Below are 18,042 nucleotides of genomic sequence, written 5' to 3' on the forward strand. Positions count from 1 at the left end.
GGTCAAGCCCGCTCCCACAGGATCACCGCAGTCATGTGGGAGCGGGCTTGACCCGCGATGGGGCGTTGGCCGTCATGCCAGCCCCTCAGAACGACCGCACGATCCGCCCCAGCGTCTCCATCGCCTGCTCCGACTGCTCGGTCCAGGGGCTGCCGTAATTGAGGCGGATGCAGTTGCGAAACCGCCGCGTCGGCGAAAAGATCGGCCCCGGCGCAATGCTGATGCCCTGGGCCAACGCCATCTGGAACAGCTTCAGCGAGTCCATCTGCTCCGGCAGCTCCAGCCACAGGAAGTACCCGCCGCTGGGGTGGCTGACCCGCGTCTGCGCCGGGAAGTGCCGGGCAATCGCCGCCAGCATGGCGTTCTGCTGCTCTTCCAGCGCATAGCGCAGGCGCCGCAGGTGGCGGTCGTAGCCACCGTGCTGCAGGTAGTCGGCAATCGCCGCCTGCGCCGGCATCGATGCACACAGCGAGGTCATCAGCTTGAGCCGCTCGATCTTCTGCGCATAGCGCCCGGCCGCCACCCAGCCGATCCGGTAGCCCGGCGCCAGGCTCTTGGAGAACGAGCCGCAATGCATCACCAGCCCTTCGGTGTCGAATGCCTTGGCCGGCTTGGGCGCCTGCTGCGCGTAGTACAGCTCGGCATACACGTCGTCTTCGATCAGCGGCACCTGGTGCACGCTCAGCAGCTCGACCAGCTGCTTCTTCTTGTCTTCCGGCATGCTCGCGCCCACCGGGTTCTGGAAGTTGGTCATGCACCACACGGCCTTGACCGGATGCCGCTCCAGCGTCTGCGCCAGCACCCCCAGGTCGATGCCTTCGCGCGGGTGCACCGGAATCTCCACCGCCTTGAGCTTGAGCCGCTCCAGAATCTGCAGGCAGGCATAGAACGCCGGTGCCTCGATGGCCACCAGGTCACCCGGCTCGGTTACCGCCTGCAGGCACAGGTTCAACGCCTCCAGCGCACCGTTGGTGATCAGCAGTTCTTCCATCGGCAGCATCAAGCCGCCGACCATGTAGCGCAGGGCGATCTGGCGGCGCAGTTGCGGGTTGCCCGGCGACAGGTCGGTGACCACCATGCGCGGGTCCATCTCGCGGCTGGCGCTGGCCAGCGAGCGCGCCAGGCGCGGCAGCGGGAACAGGTTGGGGCTGGGGAACGCCGAACCGAAGGCCACCGTCTGCGGGTCCTTGATCGAGTCGAGGATCGAGAACACCAGCTCGCTGACGTCCACCTCGGTCGATTCGCTGGCCTGCTCGATGATCTGCGGCTCGTTGAACTGGCGCGGGGCGTGGGTGTTGACGAAGTAGCCCGAGCGCGGCCGGGCCCGGATCAGCCCGCGACGCTCCAGCAGGTAGTAGGCCTGGAACACCGTGGACGGGCTGACCCCGTGGGTCTGGCTGGCGTAACGCACCGACGGCACGCGCTGGCCGGGGCCGAGTACCCCGGAGCGAATCAGTTCGGCAATGTCGTCGGCGAATTTCTCGTAGCGTTTCATCATGGCTCTGGGCGGTCTGACTCAGCGGAGTGTATGTGATCAGCGGTTCAAAGGCGCGACAAAACGGCTGCGCGCAAGGCTGCGCACGTTCGGCTGGTCGGTGTCGATGAGTTCGAAGCTGATCTCCTGGGAGCTGCTGGGCGCACGGTCGGCCAGCATCGCCACCGAGACCGGTATATCGCTCATCTCGCTGGCCGCCAGGGTGAACTCGGTCTTGCCATGCAGTTCGAAGCCCTCGGCGTCCACCAGGCGCAGGCGGTAGGTCTGCGGCTGCTGGGTCTTGTTGATGACCTTGAGGGTGTAGATGTTCTCGATCTGCCCCAGGGCGTTCTCGCGGAACAGGCCGCGGTCCTTGATCACGTCCATCGACACCATCGGGCGTTGCTGCAGGGCGATAACCAGGGCGCCGATCATCACCACCAGCACGGTCACGTAGCCCAGCAGGCGCGGACGCATCCACTGGGTGGTGCCGCCTTGCAGGGTGTGCTCGGACTTGTAGCCGATCAGCCCGCGTGGGTAGCTCATCTTGTCCATGATGCTGTCGCAGGCGTCGATGCAGGCGGCGCAGCCGATGCACTCCATCTGCAGGCCGTCGCGGATGTCGATGCCGGTGGGGCATACCTGCACGCACATGTGGCAGTCGATGCAGTCGCCCAGGCCCTGGGCCTTGTGGTTGGCGTCCTTCTTGCGCGGCCCGCGCGACTCGCCGCGCTGCGGGTCATAGGCGATGGTGAGGGTGTCCCTGTCGAACATCACGCTCTGGAACCGGGCATACGGGCACATGTGCATGCACACCGCCTCGCGCAGCCAGCCGGCGTTGATGTAGGTGGCACCGGTGAAGAACAGGATCCAGAACAGGCTGACGCCACCCAGCTGCAGGGTGAACAGCTCCTGGGTCAGTGGCCGGATGGGTGTGAAGTAGCCGACGAAGGTCAGTGCGGTCAGCAGGCTGACGCCCAGCCACAGGGTGTGCTTGGCTGCGCGGCGCGCCAGTTTGTTGGGGCCCCAGGGCGCCGCATCGAGCTTGATGCGCTGGTTGCGTTCGCCCTCGGTGACCTTCTCGCACCACATGAACACCCAGGTCCATGTGCTTTGCGGGCAGGTGTAGCCGCACCAGACGCGCCCGGCGAACACGGTGATGGCGAACAGGCCGAAGGCGCAGATGATCAGCAGCGCCGACAGCAGGATGAAGTCCTGCGGCCAGAAGGTGGCGCCGAAGATGTGGAACTTGCTGTCGGCCAGGTCCCAGAGGACCGCCTGGCGCCCGTCCCAGTTCAGCCAGACGGTGCCGAAAAACAGCAGAAACAGAAAACCCGCGCCACCCAGGCGCAGGTTTCGGAAAAAGCCGGTGAAGCTACGGGTGTGGATGTGTCTGTCGCTGCTGGCGGCCTTCTTCTTGAACGTGGAGGGCTCGGCAATTTCAACGATCTGGACGGGAATTCGTTCGCTCATGGTTCGTCGCTCATCAGGCCTCGATCAGGCCAGAGCACTATGGCGTCCCATCTGTTTGCATAACAGGTGCAGATATCTGGATAAAAACCGTATCAGATTATCCCTTGAAACCCTGCAGCCCTTATATGATCGAGCCCTCCTCGGAGGTCTTCAAATGCCTGCGACTATCCACCGCACCTGCCACGGTGAGCGCGTCAGCCTCTGCCTCGGTGATCGGCACCCGTTGCCCGGCCAGGGTCGCGATCGACATGCGCAGGTCGGCATCGGTGATGATCTGCACCTCTGCCGCTTCACCTTCGATGTTCAGGTCGTCGGCTATCAGGGTGCAGCGCTTGGTGGTTTCGTTGATTTCAATGGGCATGGCGGTGTCCTCGAACGGGGGGCTTACAGCTGTGACTCCGTTGCCGGCCGGGTTGCTGAGCGTGGCCGATCAGCGGTCGACAGCACTCGCGCGCCAGGCTGTTGTCCATCCAGTATCCCCTTGCTGATGGACGCTGCTCATGGACGCCTGGTGGCACCAAGTCTGGTCGACACTGATTGCCGAATTCGCCGATATCACCGATGCCAAGCAACTGACGCAGGTGACGGTGCGCCTGTTGATGGCTGCGCTGCTGGGGGCGGTGCTGGGCTTCGAGCGCGAGCTCAAGGGCAAGGCGGCGGGAGTACGCACGCACATGCTGGTGGCCATCGGTGCGGCGCTGTTCGTGCTGGTGCCGCGCATGGCCGGGGCGGACGACGCAGCGTTGAGTCGGGTGGTGCAGGGGATCGTCGCCGGCATCGGCTTTCTGGGGGCGGGCACCATACTCAAGGGCAAGGAGGACGATGCGGGCCATGTGAAGGGCCTGACCACTGCTGCGGGCCTGTGGATGACCGCCGCCATCGGCGTGGCCGCAGGCATGGGGCGCGAAGCCACTGCGCTGGTGAGCACGGTGCTGGCGTTGCTGGTGCTGGGGGTGATGCCGTGGGTGGTCGACCGCCTGGAGAAGCGCAAGCCAGAGGATGACCAGCAGAACGAGTAGGGCAGCAAGCACTGAGGGGAGCCTGGGCTCCCCTCAAATTTTGTTGCGTGTGCTCTTTTTATTATTGGAGGGTGGTCTATTGTTGTTTTTGGCGACCCTTGCCTCTTGTTGCGTTGCGATCCCCATCCGGGATCAAGAGCAAACGTATTTTTTTGAGCGCTGATCGACCTTTATCATTGCTGATCCAACCGAGACGGGCGCTACCTTGGGGTAGTTTTATTGTTCTCTGTCAGGTCGCGGGGCACGCCCCCGAAAAGCCATCCACTTCAAAAAAATCTGTTAGCTGCGCCTCTGCCGTGTTGTTCTTGTTATGTCAGAGCCGGTACGTCTTATTTTTATTGGGTTGTCGCATTTTTTATTGTTGTTGTACGAAAGATATAGCAGGTGCCGTGCCAACTTTTTAAAACCCAATAAAATCAATGGTTTGCTGGTTTGGTGGAAAAATCGTCACGGGAAATTGTGCTGATTTGTTTCCGTGTTACCCGGATTTTCCCTGTCGGGTGTGGGGGCGGTAACACTCACCCCCCATTGGCCCTGTTGCTGCGCACCGTTACCGGGCAGCGCGTGCCCTGGCAACACGCGAACCGCTGGCGCGGCCCAGCACGGCACTGATGCGCTGGCCGGCGTCGATCAGCTTGTCCAGGTCGATGCCGGTCTCGATACCCAGGCCCTGCAGCAGGTACAGCAGGTCTTCACTGGCCACGTTGCCACTGGCGCCCTTGGCATACGGGCAGCCGCCCAGGCCGGCGACCGAACTGTCGAACACGTTGATTCCCTCCAGCAGGCTGGCGTACACGTTGGCCAGCGCCTGGCCGTAGGTATCGTGGAAGTGCCCGGCCAGCTCGGCACGCGGCACCTGCGCGCCGACCACTTCGAACAGGCGGCGGGTGGCGCCCGGGGTGCCGGTGCCGATGGTGTCGCCCAGCGACACTTCATAGCAGCCCATGTCGCGCAGCTCGCGGGCGATGGGGGCGACCTGCTCGGCATCTACCTGGCCTTGATAGGGGCAGCCCAGCACGCACGAGATATAGCCGCGTACCTTCACCCCGTGTTCGCGCGCCGCCTGCATGATGGGCGCGAAGCGCTGCAGGCTTTCGCTGATCGAGCAGTTGATGTTGCGCTGCGAAAACGCCTCGGACGCGGCGGCGAACACGGCCACCTCCTTGACGCCTGCGGCCAGTGCGTCTTCGAAACCGCGCAGGTTGGGGGCCAGCGCCGCATAGGTGATGCCGGGCTGCTGGCGGATGCTGGCGAACACGTCGGCCGAACCGGCCATCTGCGGTACCCACTTGGGCGAGACGAAGCTGCCCACCTCGATATAGGACACGCCGGCGTCGGTCAGGTCATCCACCAGGCGGACCTTGTCCGCCACGCTGATGGGTTGGGCTTCGTTCTGCAGGCCGTCGCGGGGGCCGACTTCTACCAGACGCACATGGGTAGGCAATGACATGGCTAGGGTTCCTGTGGGCCTCAATGGCCGTTTTTCTGATTGTTCAGGGTGGTGGCCAGCGCCTGCTGGCAGCGCTCCTCGGCGGTGTCGAGTTCCAGCTGCATCTGCTGGATGTCGAGCAGTTGCTGTTCGAGCTGGGCGCGGCGCTCGGCGATCTTCGCCAGCATGCTGTGCAGCTGTTTCTGATTGCCGCTGGTGGGGTCGTAGAGTTCGATCAGCTCGCGGCACTCGGCCAGCGAGAAACCGATGCGCTTGCCGCGCAGGATGAGCTTGAGGCTGACCTTGTCGCGGGCCGAATACACACGCTCCAGGCCACGACGTTCGGGGCTGAGCAAGCCCTGCTCCTCATAGAAGCGGATGGCCCGGGTGGTGATGTCGAGTTCGCGGGAAAGGTCGGAGATGCTGTAGGTCTGGCTGCTCATTGCATGGCTCGGGGAAGGGGGCATGCGGCTAAGCTACTGGCTGGTTGACGTATACGTCAAGCAGGCATTCGGGGATGGCTGTCGCGGGTCACGCCCGCTCCCACAGCTTCAGCGCAGGTCGGGTGGGAGCGGGCTCGACCCGCGATAGCTTCAACGCAGCCCGCAGCTTATGCGCGTGCCTCCCGCTCGTCCTGCGCCACCACCGCCTGGCACAACTCGATCATCTGCTCGCGCATCCAGCGGTTGGCCGGGTCCTGGTCGGTGCTTTCATGCCAGTACAGGTGGGTTTCCAAAGGCGGCACGTCGCCCACCGGCAGGCTCACGTAGTTCAGTTGGTGGCGCCGCGCGAAGCGCTCCGGCACGGTCATCACCATGTCGGTCTGCTGCAGCACCTGCGAAGCCATCAGGTAATGCTGCGAGCGCAGCGCGATCTTGCGCTTGAGCCCCTGCTTGCCGAGCGCCAGGTCCACGTAACCCAGGCCGTTGCGCCGGCTGGAGATCTGGATGTGGGTCAGGCTCAGGTAATCCTCCAGGCTGATCCTGTCCCTGGCCAGCGGGTGGCCCTGGCGCATCGCGCACACGAACGGGTCCTGCATCAGCTTGACGTGACGCACCTGCGGGTCGGTGTTCAGCGGTGCATCCACGGCAAAGTCCAGGCGTCCGGCGGCCAGCTCCTTGGTGGTCTCGCGGCGCTTGCACAGAAAGCTCTCGATCACCACGTTCGGCGCCAGCCGGCGCAGGCGCTGGAACAGCGATGGCAGCACCACCGCCTCGGTAAGGTCGGTCATGCTGATGCGGAAGGTCTTGTTGGCCTGCAAGGGGTTGAAGATGCGGCTCTCCTGCACCGACACCCGCAGCAGCGACAAGGCATTGCGCACCGGGCCGATGATGTTCTGGGCCATGGGCGTGGGCACCATGCCCTGGGCCGTGCGCACGAACAGCGGGTCGTTGAAGGTCTCGCGCAGCCGCGCCAGCGCATTGGACACCGCAGGCTGGGTGATGCCGACGATCTGCCCGGCACGGGTCAGGTTGGCTTCGGTGTAGATCGCATCGAAGACGATGAACAGGTTCAGATCGACCTTGCTGAGGTTCATGGATGCCGCTCTTGTTGGAGTTATGGCCCGATCATATATCGGTTATGAATGTTTATACACGCCGAGAATAGGCTAGGTGGATTTTGCCCGGTGATCTAGCATCCAAGCCAGATCTCTTAAATCACTCGCCTTTCCCAGCAGGTACCGCTCATGGATTTCGCCTATTCACCCAAGGTCCAGGCACTGCGCGAACGCGTCACCGCGTTCATGGACGCCTATGTATATCCCGCCGAGGCGGTGTTCGAACGCCAGGTTGCCGAAGGTGATCGCTGGCAGCCGACCGCGATCATGGAAGAACTCAAGGACAAGGCCAAGGCCGAGGGCCTGTGGAACCTGTTCCTGCCCGAGTCGCAACTGGGCGCCGGCCTGACCAACCTGGAGTACGCGCCGCTGGCCGAAATCATGGGCCGCTCGCTGCTGGGGCCGGAACCGTTCAACTGCTCGGCCCCGGACACCGGCAACATGGAGGTCCTGGTGCGCTACGGCAGCGAGGCGCAGAAACGCCAGTGGCTGGAGCCGCTGCTGCGCGGTGAGATCCGTTCGGCGTTCGCCATGACCGAGCCCGACGTGGCCTCGTCCGATGCCACCAACATGGCCGCACGGGCGGTGCGCGACGGTGACGAGTGGGTGATCAACGGTCGCAAGTGGTGGACCTCCGGCGCTTGCGACCCGCGTTGCAAGATCATGATCTTCATGGGCCTGAGCAACCCGGACGGGCCGCGTCACCAGCAGCACTCGATGATCCTGGTGCCTACCGATGCACCGGGGGTGAAGATCGTTCGCCCGCTGCCGGTGTTCGGCTACGACGATGCGCCCCACGGCCACGCCGAGGTGCTGTTCGAGAACGTGCGCGTACCGTATGACAACGTGCTGCTGGGCGAAGGGCGCGGCTTCGAGATCGCCCAGGGCCGTCTCGGGCCGGGGCGCATCCATCACTGCATGCGTTCGATCGGCATGGCCGAGCGTGCCCTTGAGCTGATGTGCAAGCGTTCGGCCGAGCGCACCGCATTCGGCAAGCCGCTGGCGCGCCTGGGTGGCAACATCGACAAGATCGCCGACTCGCGCATGGAGATCGACATGGCCCGGCTGCTGACCCTCAAGGCGGCCTACATGATGGACACCGTCGGCAACAAGGTGGCCCGCAGCGAGATCGCGCAGATCAAGGTGGTGGCACCGAACGTGGCGCTGAAGGTGATCGACCGGGCCATCCAGATTCACGGCGGGGCAGGGGTCAGTGCCGACTTCCCGCTGGCCTACATGTACGCGATGCAACGCACCCTGCGCCTGGCCGACGGGCCGGATGAAGTGCACCGCGCGGCGATCGGCAAGTACGAGATCGGCAAGTACGTGCCCCGGGAGATGCTGCGCAGCGGGCACTGAGCCCGCGTCGATGCCCTCGCGGATCGCCTGCTGACCGGGTGGGGCGGGCATGATCCGCGAGGGTATTCGACACGCTGCCCGAGGCTACTCCACCCGTTTCACGTCCTTGGCCGCCGTTCGTGTCTTGAACAGCGACAGCAGCACGCCACCGGCCAGCAGCCCGAACGTCACGCACAGCGACAGCAGCGGCGGCACCTTGCCGATCAGGCCGTGGGCGAAGATCTTGCCGCCGATGAATATCAGCACCAGCGCCAGGGCGTACTTGAGGTAAACGAAGCGGTGCACCAGCGCCGCCAGGGCGAAGTACAGCGCACGCAGGCCCAGGATGGCGAAGATGTTGGAGGTGTACACGATGAAGGGGTCCTGGGTGATCGCCAGGATGGCCGGCACGCTGTCTACCGCGAACACCAGGTCGGCCAGCTCGATCAGCACCAGGGCCAGGAACAGCGGCGTGGCGTACAGCAGTGCCCTGGGCTGGCCAGCCGGTTTGAGGCGCACGAAGAAGCGCGCCCCATGCAGGTCATCGGTCACGCGCATGTGCCGGCGCACGAACCTGATCACCGGGTTGTGTGCCAGGTCCGGGTGCGTTTCGTGGCGGGTGAACAGCATCTTGAGGCCGGTAAACAGCAAGAATGCGCCGAACAGGTACAGTATCCAGTCGAATTCCTGCACCAGCGCACTGCCCAGGCCGATCATCAGGGCGCGCAGCACCACCACGCCCAGAATGCCCCAGAACAGCACGCGGTGCTGGTAGCGGCGCGGGATGCCGAAAAAGCCGAAGATCATCGCCATGACGAACACGTTGTCCATCGACAGCGACTGTTCCACCAGCAGCCCGGTGTAGAACTCCAGCGCGCTCTGTGCGCCCAGCTCCAGCCACACCCAGCCACCGAACAGCAGCCCCACGCTGAAGTAGGCCGAGTACAGCAGCAGGCTTTCGCGCATTTCGATGTCGTGCGGGCGACGGTGCAGCACGCCAAGGTCCAGGACCAGCAGAGCCACCACCAGGGTGATGAACACCAGCCACAGCCACACGGCCGTGCCCAGGAAATCGTCGAAGAGAAATAACGGCAGAGCGCTCATGAGCCCCTCCTTGTCGTCGTAGTTGTATGAAAACAACTGTGACTCCGACATGGCGGCGATCAGCCGTCAGAGGGGCCCGGTGTCACTGAGCCAAAGCCTAGCTCGCCTCTGGAAAGGGTGAGGGGGGAGGCTGTTACAAATGGTTTCCCGGGTGGGTGGGTCAGTAGACCCAGACTTCCACGCGGCGATTGCGGATTCGGCCTTCTTCGGCGGCATTGGTCGCCACGGGCATCTGACCGCCGAGGCCCGTCACTTCGCGCAGGTTCACCCCTTCGCGCACCAGTTCGCGGCGTACCGCCATGGCCCGCAGGCGCGAGAGCAGGGCGGCGCGGTCGGGGTCGTCCTTGGCGTCGCCAAACCCCACCAGCACCACGCTGTGCTGCAGCTTCTGGTGTTCGCGCAGGTACTCCAGCACGCGCTGCACATCGCGCAGCGCCTTGTTGTCGAGGCTGGCGCTGCCTTCCTGAAAGCGGAAATTGACATTCAGGCGCCTGGCGTTGGCGATCAACTGGCGGTACTGCGCCGGCATGCCCGGCAAGGCCTGTACCTGGACCGGCCGCACCTGCTGTGCGACGAACCCGCTGCTGGCCACGATGGCCTGGCCCGCTGCGCTCTGGGCGAACTCCACCAGGGCACTGGCCAGCGGGTTGCGCTGGGCGGGCGGCAGGTACAGGTACAGTCGCCGCGACAGCGGGTAGTCTTCGCTGGCCACCAGGGCGGGGGTCGGCAGCATGGCCTGGGAGGTGCCGTCGACGATGGCCAGCACCTTGGCCCCGTGCACCGACGCCAGGCTGCTGAAACCGATGGCCTGGCGGTCGGCACTGACCTCGTCGGCCAACTGCTCGCCGGACTCGAAACGCCTGGCGTGGCTGGCCAGCGAATACTGCTGGGCGTCCAGCACCAGGGCCTTGAAGGTGTCGAAGGTGCCCGAGCGGTCATCGCGGGCGTAGAGGTGGATCGGCCCGCTGCCGGCGCCCAGTTCATCCCAGGTGGTGATGCGGCCGGCGAAGATCTGCGCCAGTTGCGTGGTGCTCAGCTGGGGCAGCGGGTTGTCCGGGTGCACGATGACGGCCACGCCATCGAGGGCGATGACCTGTTCGGCGTCGGCACTTTTCAGGTCGCCCAGCGCGTGCAGCGCCTGCTGCTCGCTGTCGTTGATCGGGCGTGAGGTGGCCGCCAGGTCGGCGTCGCCGCTTTTGAGCGCGGCAAAGCCGGTGCTCGAGCCATGGGCGGCAATGCTCACGCGCAGTGTCTGGCCCTGTGGCGAAACCCCCTGCACCCACACCTCGTTGGGCCGTGCGCCGGGCAGGGTCTGGATCGACCGGGCGCCCTGGGCCTGCAGCAGGCCGCGTACCAGCGCGGGGCCGAGCACGCTGCCCACGGTATTGGAGCCTTGCAGGCGCAGGCTGGCCGGCTCGGCGCAGCACAGCGCCGGCAGCAGGCCAAGCAGCAGACAGAAAGATCGCAACATTGCCGGGGGTGCTCTGCACTCAAGATGGTGAGCGCAGATTAAGACAGATCGATGACAGTCCAATGACTGCCATCGAGCGCATGACTCAGTTCAGTTCCAGCCAGATCGGCGCATGGTCGGAGGGTTTCTCCATGGCACGCAACTCGTAGTCGACCCCGGCGGCCTTGATGCGCGGCAGCAGTGCCTGGGAGGTCAGGATCAGGTCGATGCGCAGCCCGCGCTTGGGCTCGTCCTCGAAGCCGCGGCTGCGGTAGTCGAACCAGCTGAAGCGGTCGGCCACTTCCGGGTGCAGATGGCGGAAGCTGTCGGTCAGGCCCCAGTTCTTCAGGCGCGCCATCCACTCGCGCTCTTCGGGCAGGAAGCTGCACTTGCCGGTCTTCAGCCAGCGCTTGGCATTGTCTGGGCCGATGCCGATGTCGCAGTCCTCGGGCGAGATGTTCACATCGCCCATCACCACCAGTGGCTGGTCGTTCTGGAATCGGGATTCGAGCAGGGCCTGCAGGTCTTCGTAGAAGCGCTGCTTGGCCGGGAACTTGGTGGGGTGGTCACGGCTTTCGCCCTGGGGGAAGTAGCCATTCATGATGGTGATGGGGTTGCCGTGCTCGTCGGCGAAGGTGCCCCAGATGAAACGCCGCTGCGCGTCCTCTTCATCGGTGCTGAAGCCCTTGACCAGGCTCAGCGGCGCCTGGCGCGACAGCAGGGCGACACCGTAGTGGCCCTTCTGCCCGTGAAAATGCACGTGGTAGCCCAGCGCCTGCACCTCGGCCAGCGGGAACTGCTCGTCGGACACCTTGGTTTCCTGCAGGCCGATCACGTCCGGCTGGTGCTTTTCGATCAGCGCGGCCAGTTGATGGGGGCGGGCGCGCAGGCCATTGATGTTGAACGAGACGATCTTCATGGGGGGGCGCAATCCTGAGCAAATCGGGAATGCTAGCCGATGGCGCCCGGCGTGTCAGCACGCGTGGCGTCCTGGCCTATAGTCAAAGGGAACGTTGGCCAGCGCGCACTACTCAGAAAGAGGCATTGAAGCCCACCAGGAGAGTCACCATGTCCGATACCCCTGCCGTACCGGCCGAAGTTCGTCAGCTCGACAGCGGCTACAGCCGTGAGGCGCGCTCGCTGCTGTACCAGGCCTACCGGCATGAGCCGACCTTCCGCTACCTGTTCGAGGCCGATCGTCCCGGCTACGACCATCGCGTGCGCGCCACGGTACGCGAGCTGGTGCGTCAGCATTTCTTCCAGGACCTGCCGGCGCTGGGCCTGCTGGTGCAGGACCGGCTGATCGGCATCGCCCTGATCGCCCCGCCGCAGCGGCGCCTGGGCATCACCGAGAGCTGGGCGTGGCGCCTGCGCATGCTGCTGAGCGCCGGCCTGCGCTGTACCCGGCGCTACCTGGACTACCAGGCCGCGGTCATGGCCTGTGTGCCGGGCGACGCGGTGCATGTGCTGCCGCTCCTGGGCATTCACCCGCAGTTCCAGGGCCATCACTATGGCGAACAGTTGCTGCTGGCGCTGCATGACTGGTGCGCCGAGGACGAAAAGTCCGAAGGGGTGGTACTGAATACCGGCAATGACCACTACCTCGAGTTCTACAAGCGACAGGGCTACCTGGAAATCGGTGAAATTGCTGTAGGACCAATCCGCGAGCATGTGTTTTTTCATCCCAATCCCCAGCGTTTGCGCCAGGCACAGGCTTGAAGGGGTGGTGTATCAGACCGTCGGCGAGCTGCGGGCAACCGCCAAGCTCTGGTAGCATCCGCGCCTATGACGTATTCAGGACGATTCACCTGCGGGTTGATTTTATGGGTTGCCAGCTGCGCGGTGTACGCACAGAGCGAGCTGGTAGTACGCATCAAGCCCGCCAACAACGAGCTCAAGGCCAACGTCGAAGGCTATATCGGCAGCCTTGGCACCCGCGATGAAGAAGCGCTGCTGCGCTTCAGCCGCGGCGCCGTGGAGCAGGCCAGAAAAGCCGCTCAGGCGCTGGGCTACTACCAGGCGCAGATCGACAGCCAGGTCAAACCTTCGCCCAAGGCCGACAAGGGCCCGCAACTGGTGCTCAGCATCGAGCCGGGCGAGCCGGTGCGCCTGCGCGAGGTGACAGTGCGCGTCGAGGGACCGGCCAGCGAGATGACGGCCTTCCGGGTTCCTTCGAGCAAGGCGCTGCGGCCTGGGGCTGTGCTCAACCATGGCAACTACGAGGACGCCAAGCGGCTGATCCAGAACCAGGCCTCGCGCTACGGTTTCTTCAGCGGGCATTTCCTGCGCCAGCGCCTGGCGATCGACCCGGCGGCGGGTGTGGCGGACATCGAACTGGTGTACGACAGCGGCCCGCGTTACCAGCTGGGCAAGGTTCGCTTCGAAGGCGACGCGCCGTTCGACGAGAGCCTGCTGCAACGCATGGTGCCCTTCAAGCAAGGCACCCCCTACGACTCCGAACTGATCGCCGAACTGAACAACGCGCTGCAATCGAGCGGCTACTTCGAAGGCGTGCGGGTCGACGCTGCGCCCACTGCCGCCGTGGCGCAGAGCATCCCGGTAGAGGTGCAACTGCAAACCCGCAAGCCCCGCACCATGGGCCTGGGCCTGGGCTTTTCGACCGACGTCGGGCCGCGCGGCAAGGCCAACTGGACCCGCCACTGGGTCAACCCGCAAGGCCACAGCTATGGCCTGGAAACCGAGCTTTCGGCGCCGCGCCAGAACGTCGGCCTGTGGTACGACATACCGCTCGACCCGCCGCTGACCGACAAGCTGCGCTTTGCCGGCGGCTACCAGAACGAAGAGATAGCCGGCACCGACAGCCTCAGCAAACTGCTCACCGTGGGCCCGGAATGGCACAGCAAGCTGCCCAGCGGCTGGCAGCGCGTGGTATCGCTCAAGTGGCAGCGCGAAGAGTACCGTCTGGGTGACGATTCGGGTTTGAGCACTCTGCTGATGCCGGGTGTGAGCTACAGCTACCTGCGCAGCGACAACCGCATCGACCCGCACAACGGCTACCGCTTGCAGTTCGACGCGCAGGTGGCCAAGGAAGGGCTGCTGTCCGACACCAACCTGCTGCATGGCAACGTGCTGCTCAAGGGCCTGACCACCGTGGCGCAGAACCACCGCTTCCTGGGCCGGGTGCAGTTCGGCGGCAGCGCCACCAACGGCTACAAGTCGGTGCCCCCCTCGCTGCGCTTCTTTGCCGGTGGCGACCAGAGCGTGCGTGGCTACGACTACCAGACCCTTTCACCCAAGAACGCCGATGGCGACCGTATCGGCGGGCGCTACCTGGTGGCCGCCAGTGCCGAGTACCAGTACTCGATCGCCGAGAAGTGGCGCCTGGCGACCTTCGTCGACCAGGGCAACTCGTTCAACAGCCTGGAACTTCCCAGCCTCAAGACCGGCGTCGGCTTCGGTGTGCGCTGGGTGTCGCCGGTCGGCCCGCTGCGGCTCGACCTGGCCAAGGCGCTGGACGATGACGGCGGCATACGTTTGCACTTTTCCATGGGGCCCGAGTTGTGAGCAAGGTGTTGAAACGCGGCGGGCTGGCCCTGCTGGCGCTGCTGGTCGTGCTGGTGCTGGCCGTGGGTATCCTGCTGGGTACCCAGGCCGGCAGCCGCTGGGCCTTGAGCCTGGTGCCGGGCTTGCAGCTGGACAATTTTCAAGGCCGCCTTGGCGGGCAATGGCAGGCCGATCGGCTGATCTGGCAGCAGGGCGAGGACCGTGTCGAAGTGCTTGCGCCGGTGTTTGCCTGGTCGCCCGGCTGCCTGTTGCGCATGACCTTGTGTATCGACCAGCTGCGCGCCGGGCAGGTCAACCTGGACTTCGCCCCCAGCGAGGCAGCGCCCGACAGCGGGCCGCTGCAGTTGCCCAGCCTCCAGTTGCCAGTGGCGATCGAACTGGGCGAAGTACAGGTCGGCCAGTTGCATCTGGACGGCAGCGAGCAGTTGAGCCAGTTGCAACTGGCTGCGCACTGGACCGCCCAGGGCCTGCAGATCGACAGCCTGAACCTGCAACGCGAAGACCTCAGCCTGAACCTCAGCGGCCTGCTGCAACCGGTGGGTGACTGGCCGTTGCAGCTGCAGGGTCAGGTGCAACTGCCGGCCATCGACGACCAGCCCTGGCAACTGGCGGTGCAGATAAAAGGCGACCTGCAGAAAAGCCTCGACCTGCAGGCCGACAGCAGCGGCTACCTGCAAGGGCGCCTGGCGGGTCAGTTGCAGCCCCTGGCCGAGCACCTGCCGGCCCAGGTACGCCTGAGCGCCACCGGCTTCAAGCCATCGGCCGGATTGCCGGACACCCTGCAGTTCGAGCAGCTGGAACTCAGTGCCTATGGCGACCTGGCAAAAGGTTATCAACTGGTGGGCGCCGGTCGCCTGCCGGCCGAGCAGGGGCCGATCAGCCTGAGCCTGCGTGGCCGGGTGGATGCCAAGGGCGCCCAGATCGCCGCCCTGGACCTGAGCGCCGCCGCGCAGCAGCGTGTCACGCTCAGCGCCACTGCCGACTGGCAGAGCGGTCTGGTTGCCGATGCCAGCATCGACTGGCTGGACTTCCCGTGGCTGCGCCTGTACCCGCTGGACGAGGCTCCGCAGGTCACGCTGCGGCGCCTGAACGCCAAGGTCAACTACCGCGACGGCAACTACCAGGGCGATTTCAGTGGCGACCTGGACGGGCCGGCAGGTGCCTTCAAGGTCAGCAGCCCGTTCAAGGGCGACCTGGGCCAGGTCAGCCTGCCACAGCTGGCCCTTGAAGCCGGCCAGGGCAAGGTGGCCGGCAGCGTCGCCGTGCAGTTTGCCGAGGGCGTGGCGTGGGACGCGGCACTGGAATTGTCGGCGCTCAACCCGGCGTACTGGCTGGCCGAGCTGCCGGGCATCTTGGCGGGCCCGCTGCGCAGCAAGGGCGAACTCAAGGGCGACACGCTGCGCCTGAATGCCGACTTGGACCTCAAGGGGCGATTGCGCGGCCAGCCCGCCGTGCTGCAGGCCAAGGCCGACGGTGCAGGCGAGAACTGGACCCTGGGCACCTTGCTGATCCAGCTGGGGGACAACAAGATCAACGGCAGCGCCAGTGTGCAGCAACGCCTGGCCGGTCAGCTTGACCTCAACCTGCCGCGCCTGGGCCAGCTGTGGCCGCAACTGCAAGGCCAGCTCAAGGGTCGGCTTGATGTGGCCGGTACGCTCAAGGCGCCGCAGGGGCAACTGACCTTGCAGGGCCAGCAACTGGGCCAGGCCGAAAACCGCGTGCAACGCCTTGACCTGGACGCCCGGCTGGACAGCGCCCAACGTGCCCTGATCGACCTGCAGGCCGGGTCGATCCGCCTGGGCGAAACCAACCTGGGCACCCTGACCGCCAAAGGCCAGGGCGACATTGGCAAGCAGCAATTGCAACTGGCCCTCGATGGGCCGCAACTCAAGCTCGACCTGGGCCTGGACGGTCAGCTCGACAAGGGCAACTGGCGCGGACGCCTGGCCAGCGGCCAGGTGCAGGCGGGCGGGCAGGACTGGCAGCTGCAGGCACCGGCCAGGTTGCAGCGCCTGGCCAATGGGCAGGTGGATTTCGGCGCCCATTGCTGGCGCTCCGGGCAGGCCAGCCTGTGTGGTGAAGACCAGCGCCTGATGCCCGACCCGCGCCTGCGCTACCACCTCAAGCAGTTCCCGCTGCAAAGCCTGGCGCAGTGGTTGCCCAAGGACTTCGCCTGGCAGGGCATGCTCAATGCCGACATCAACCTCGACCTGCCGGCCAGCGGGCCCAAGGGGTCGATCGTGGTGGACGCCAGTGGCGGCACCTTGCGGGTGCGGGAAAAGGATCGATGGCTGGACTTTCCGTACCAGGCGCTGCGCCTGAACAGCACCCTGGGCCCGCGCCGCGTGGACACGCGCCTGGAGTTTGTGGGCGGGCGCCTGGGCGAGCTGACCCTGTCAGCGCGCATCGACCCGCTGGCGCGCAACAAGCCGCTGAGCGGAGACTTCCGCCTGAGCGGGCTGGACCTGTCGGTGGGCCGGCCGTTCGCGCCGATGGTCGAGCGCCTGGCTGGCCAGCTCAACGGCAGCGGACAGATCACCGGTACGTTGCTGGCGCCCCAGGTCAACGGCAACCTGACGCTGAGCAATGGCGAAGTGTCGGGGGCCGAGTTGCCCATCAGCCTCAGCGACCTCAGCCTGCGGGCACAGATCGCAGGCGAGCAGGTGCAACTGGGCGGCGAGTGGAAGAGCGGCCCGGTCGGCCAGGGCCGCCTGAGTGGCCAGATCGGCTGGGCCCAGGGCCTGGCGGTGGAGTTGCAACTGCAGGGGCAGCGCCTGCCGGTCACCGTCGAACCCTACGCCAACCTGGAGGTGGCGCCGGACCTGAAGATCCACATGATCGGCGAAAAGCTCGCGGTCACCGGCAAGGTGCTGGTGCCCAAGGGCAAGATCACCGTGCGCGAACTGCCGCCTTCGACCGTCAAGGTGTCGGATGACACGGTCATCGTCGGCCACCAGACCGAGCAGGGCAAGGCGCCGATGGCCGTGGCCATGGACATCGACGTGGAGGTGGGGCAGGACAAGCTGGCATTCAGCGGCTTCGGCCTGACCGCCAACCTGCTGGGGCGCGTGCACATTGGCGACAACCTCGATACCCGTGGCGAGCTCAGCCTGGCCGATGGGCGCTACCGCGCCTATGGCCAGCGCCTGACCATCCGCCGTGCGCGGCTGCTGTTTGCCGGGCCGATCGACCAGCCCTACCTGGACATCGAGGCCATTCGCCAGACCGACGACGTGATTGCCGGCATCCGCCTCAGCGGCAGCGCCGAACAGCCCACCACCCAGGTGTTTTCCGAGCCGGCGATGAGCCAGGAGCAGGCCTTGTCGTACCTGGTGCTGGGGCGTCCGCTGGGCAATACCGGCGAAGACAACAACATGCTGGCGGAGGCGGCCCTGGGCCTGGGCCTGGCGGGCAGCGCGGGGATTACCGGCAGCCTGGCATCGAGCCTGGGCATCGAGGACTTCCAGCTCGACACCCAGGGCAGCGGCGACAACACCAGCGTGGTGGCCAGCGGCAAGCTGACCGAGCGCCTGAGCCTGCGCTACGGCGTAGGGGTGTTCGAGCCGGCCAACACCATCGCCTTGCGCTACCTGCTCAGCAAGAAGGTCTACCTGGAGGCTGCCAGCGGTATCGCCAGCTCGCTGGATATCTTCTACAAGCGCGACTTCTGAT

The 18,042-nt window shown here is 65.4% G+C and carries 14 protein-coding genes; 5 read left to right on the forward strand and 9 right to left on the reverse strand.

Annotated elements, in window-relative coordinates:
• Window positions 1-85 precede the first annotated feature (85 nt).
• From mapR to QMX96_RS13420, 3 genes are all read right to left on the reverse strand, one after another.
• A complete protein-coding gene (gene mapR, locus QMX96_RS13410) occupies window positions 86-1,495 on the reverse strand; it encodes a GntR family transcriptional regulator MpaR (RefSeq protein ID WP_043860894.1) in 1,410 nt (469 codons plus the stop codon).
• Window positions 1,496-1,534: 39 nt separating this feature from the next.
• Window positions 1,535-2,947 carry a cytochrome c oxidase accessory protein CcoG gene (ccoG, locus tag QMX96_RS13415; protein ID WP_043860893.1) on the reverse strand — a complete coding sequence of 471 codons (1,413 nt, stop codon included), beginning with the start codon at window positions 2,945-2,947 and terminating at the stop codon, window positions 1,535-1,537.
• A 121-nt stretch (window positions 2,948-3,068) separates the two neighbouring features.
• The gene (locus QMX96_RS13420; protein WP_054915115.1) at window positions 3,069-3,308 is read right to left on the reverse strand and encodes a DUF3203 family protein; all 240 of its coding nucleotides are present in this window, start codon (window positions 3,306-3,308) and stop codon (window positions 3,069-3,071) included.
• Between the two features lie 139 nt (window positions 3,309-3,447).
• On the opposite strand from QMX96_RS13420, the gene QMX96_RS13425 reads away from it, so the two are divergent.
• Window positions 3,448-3,966 (forward strand): MgtC/SapB family protein, encoded by a 519-nt coding sequence (locus QMX96_RS13425; RefSeq protein WP_043860891.1) that lies wholly within the window; start codon window positions 3,448-3,450, stop codon window positions 3,964-3,966.
• A 550-nt stretch (window positions 3,967-4,516) separates the two neighbouring features.
• Here QMX96_RS13425 and QMX96_RS13430 read toward each other — a convergent pair.
• From QMX96_RS13430 to QMX96_RS13440, 3 genes are all read right to left on the reverse strand, one after another.
• Window positions 4,517-5,416, reverse strand: a complete 900-nt coding sequence (locus QMX96_RS13430) for a hydroxymethylglutaryl-CoA lyase (protein WP_043860890.1) — start codon at window positions 5,414-5,416, stop codon at window positions 4,517-4,519.
• Window positions 5,417-5,436: 20 nt separating this feature from the next.
• Window positions 5,437-5,838, reverse strand: a complete 402-nt coding sequence (locus tag QMX96_RS13435) for a MerR family DNA-binding transcriptional regulator (protein ID WP_043860889.1) — start codon at window positions 5,836-5,838, stop codon at window positions 5,437-5,439.
• A gap of 167 nt (window positions 5,839-6,005) precedes the next feature.
• Window positions 6,006-6,932, reverse strand: coding sequence for a LysR family transcriptional regulator (locus QMX96_RS13440; RefSeq protein WP_116054822.1), 927 nt, complete (start codon window positions 6,930-6,932; stop codon window positions 6,006-6,008).
• A 150-nt stretch (window positions 6,933-7,082) separates the two neighbouring features.
• Here QMX96_RS13440 and QMX96_RS13445 point away from each other — a divergent pair, with 150 nt between their 5' ends.
• Window positions 7,083-8,312 carry an acyl-CoA dehydrogenase gene (locus QMX96_RS13445; RefSeq protein WP_043860887.1) on the forward strand — a complete coding sequence of 410 codons (1,230 nt, stop codon included), beginning with the start codon at window positions 7,083-7,085 and terminating at the stop codon, window positions 8,310-8,312.
• An 84-nt stretch (window positions 8,313-8,396) separates the two neighbouring features.
• Here the strand turns inward: QMX96_RS13445 and QMX96_RS13450 are convergent, their stop codons facing one another.
• The 3 genes from QMX96_RS13450 to xthA all read right to left on the reverse strand — a co-directional run bounded on the left by QMX96_RS13450 (window position 8,397) and on the right by xthA (window position 11,764).
• Entirely contained in the window at window positions 8,397-9,395 is a 999-nt protein-coding gene (locus QMX96_RS13450) for a TerC family protein (RefSeq protein ID WP_282361895.1), read from the reverse strand.
• Between the two features lie 160 nt (window positions 9,396-9,555).
• On the reverse strand, window positions 9,556-10,866 hold the full coding sequence (locus tag QMX96_RS13455) for a phosphate ABC transporter substrate-binding/OmpA family protein (protein ID WP_104572630.1): 1,311 nt from the start codon (window positions 10,864-10,866) through the stop codon (window positions 9,556-9,558).
• 85 nt (window positions 10,867-10,951) lie between these two features.
• Window positions 10,952-11,764: an exodeoxyribonuclease III gene (gene xthA / locus QMX96_RS13460; RefSeq protein ID WP_043860884.1), complete on the reverse strand. Its 813-nt coding sequence runs from the start codon at window positions 11,762-11,764 to the stop codon at window positions 10,952-10,954.
• A gap of 149 nt (window positions 11,765-11,913) precedes the next feature.
• Between xthA and QMX96_RS13465 the strand changes: the two genes are divergently transcribed.
• From QMX96_RS13465 to QMX96_RS13475, 3 genes are all read left to right on the forward strand, one after another.
• Entirely contained in the window at window positions 11,914-12,564 is a 651-nt protein-coding gene (locus tag QMX96_RS13465; protein WP_282361896.1) for a GNAT family N-acetyltransferase, read from the forward strand.
• A 66-nt stretch (window positions 12,565-12,630) separates the two neighbouring features.
• Window positions 12,631-14,370 (forward strand): autotransporter assembly complex family protein, encoded by a 1,740-nt coding sequence (locus QMX96_RS13470; protein WP_282361897.1) that lies wholly within the window; start codon window positions 12,631-12,633, stop codon window positions 14,368-14,370.
• Window positions 14,367-18,041 (forward strand): translocation/assembly module TamB domain-containing protein, encoded by a 3,675-nt coding sequence (locus tag QMX96_RS13475; protein ID WP_282361898.1) that lies wholly within the window; start codon window positions 14,367-14,369, stop codon window positions 18,039-18,041. Before QMX96_RS13470 ends, QMX96_RS13475 begins: the two co-directional genes overlap by 4 nt.
• Window position 18,042 lies beyond the last annotated feature (1 nt).

The organism is Pseudomonas sp. PS01300 (genome assembly GCF_029960155.1).
Classification (GTDB): domain Bacteria; phylum Pseudomonadota; class Gammaproteobacteria; order Pseudomonadales; family Pseudomonadaceae; genus Aquipseudomonas; species Aquipseudomonas palmensis.

What these genes read in the sequence shown, in the direction of transcription:
- QMX96_RS13430 (WP_043860890.1), bottom strand. Translation starts at nt 5,416, where the DNA reads ATGTCATTGCCTACCCATGTGCGTCTGGTAGAAGTCGGCCCCCGCGAC.
- QMX96_RS13425 (WP_043860891.1), top strand. Translation starts at nt 3,448, where the DNA reads ATGGACGCCTGGTGGCACCAAGTCTGGTCGACACTGATTGCCGAATTC.
- QMX96_RS13440 (WP_116054822.1), bottom strand. Translation starts at nt 6,932, where the DNA reads ATGAACCTCAGCAAGGTCGATCTGAACCTGTTCATCGTCTTCGATGCG.
- QMX96_RS13435 (WP_043860889.1), bottom strand. Translation starts at nt 5,838, where the DNA reads ATGAGCAGCCAGACCTACAGCATCTCCGACCTTTCCCGCGAACTCGAC.
- mapR (WP_043860894.1), bottom strand. Translation starts at nt 1,495, where the DNA reads ATGAAACGCTACGAGAAATTCGCCGACGACATTGCCGAACTGATTCGC.
- xthA (WP_043860884.1), bottom strand. Translation starts at nt 11,764, where the DNA reads ATGAAGATCGTCTCGTTCAACATCAATGGCCTGCGCGCCCGCCCCCAT.
- QMX96_RS13455 (WP_104572630.1), bottom strand. Translation starts at nt 10,866, where the DNA reads ATGTTGCGATCTTTCTGTCTGCTGCTTGGCCTGCTGCCGGCGCTGTGC.
- QMX96_RS13465 (WP_282361896.1), top strand. Translation starts at nt 11,914, where the DNA reads ATGTCCGATACCCCTGCCGTACCGGCCGAAGTTCGTCAGCTCGACAGC.
- QMX96_RS13470 (WP_282361897.1), top strand. Translation starts at nt 12,631, where the DNA reads ATGACGTATTCAGGACGATTCACCTGCGGGTTGATTTTATGGGTTGCC.
- QMX96_RS13450 (WP_282361895.1), bottom strand. Translation starts at nt 9,395, where the DNA reads ATGAGCGCTCTGCCGTTATTTCTCTTCGACGATTTCCTGGGCACGGCC.
- ccoG (WP_043860893.1), bottom strand. Translation starts at nt 2,947, where the DNA reads ATGAGCGAACGAATTCCCGTCCAGATCGTTGAAATTGCCGAGCCCTCC.
- QMX96_RS13445 (WP_043860887.1), top strand. Translation starts at nt 7,083, where the DNA reads ATGGATTTCGCCTATTCACCCAAGGTCCAGGCACTGCGCGAACGCGTC.
- QMX96_RS13420 (WP_054915115.1), bottom strand. Translation starts at nt 3,308, where the DNA reads ATGCCCATTGAAATCAACGAAACCACCAAGCGCTGCACCCTGATAGCC.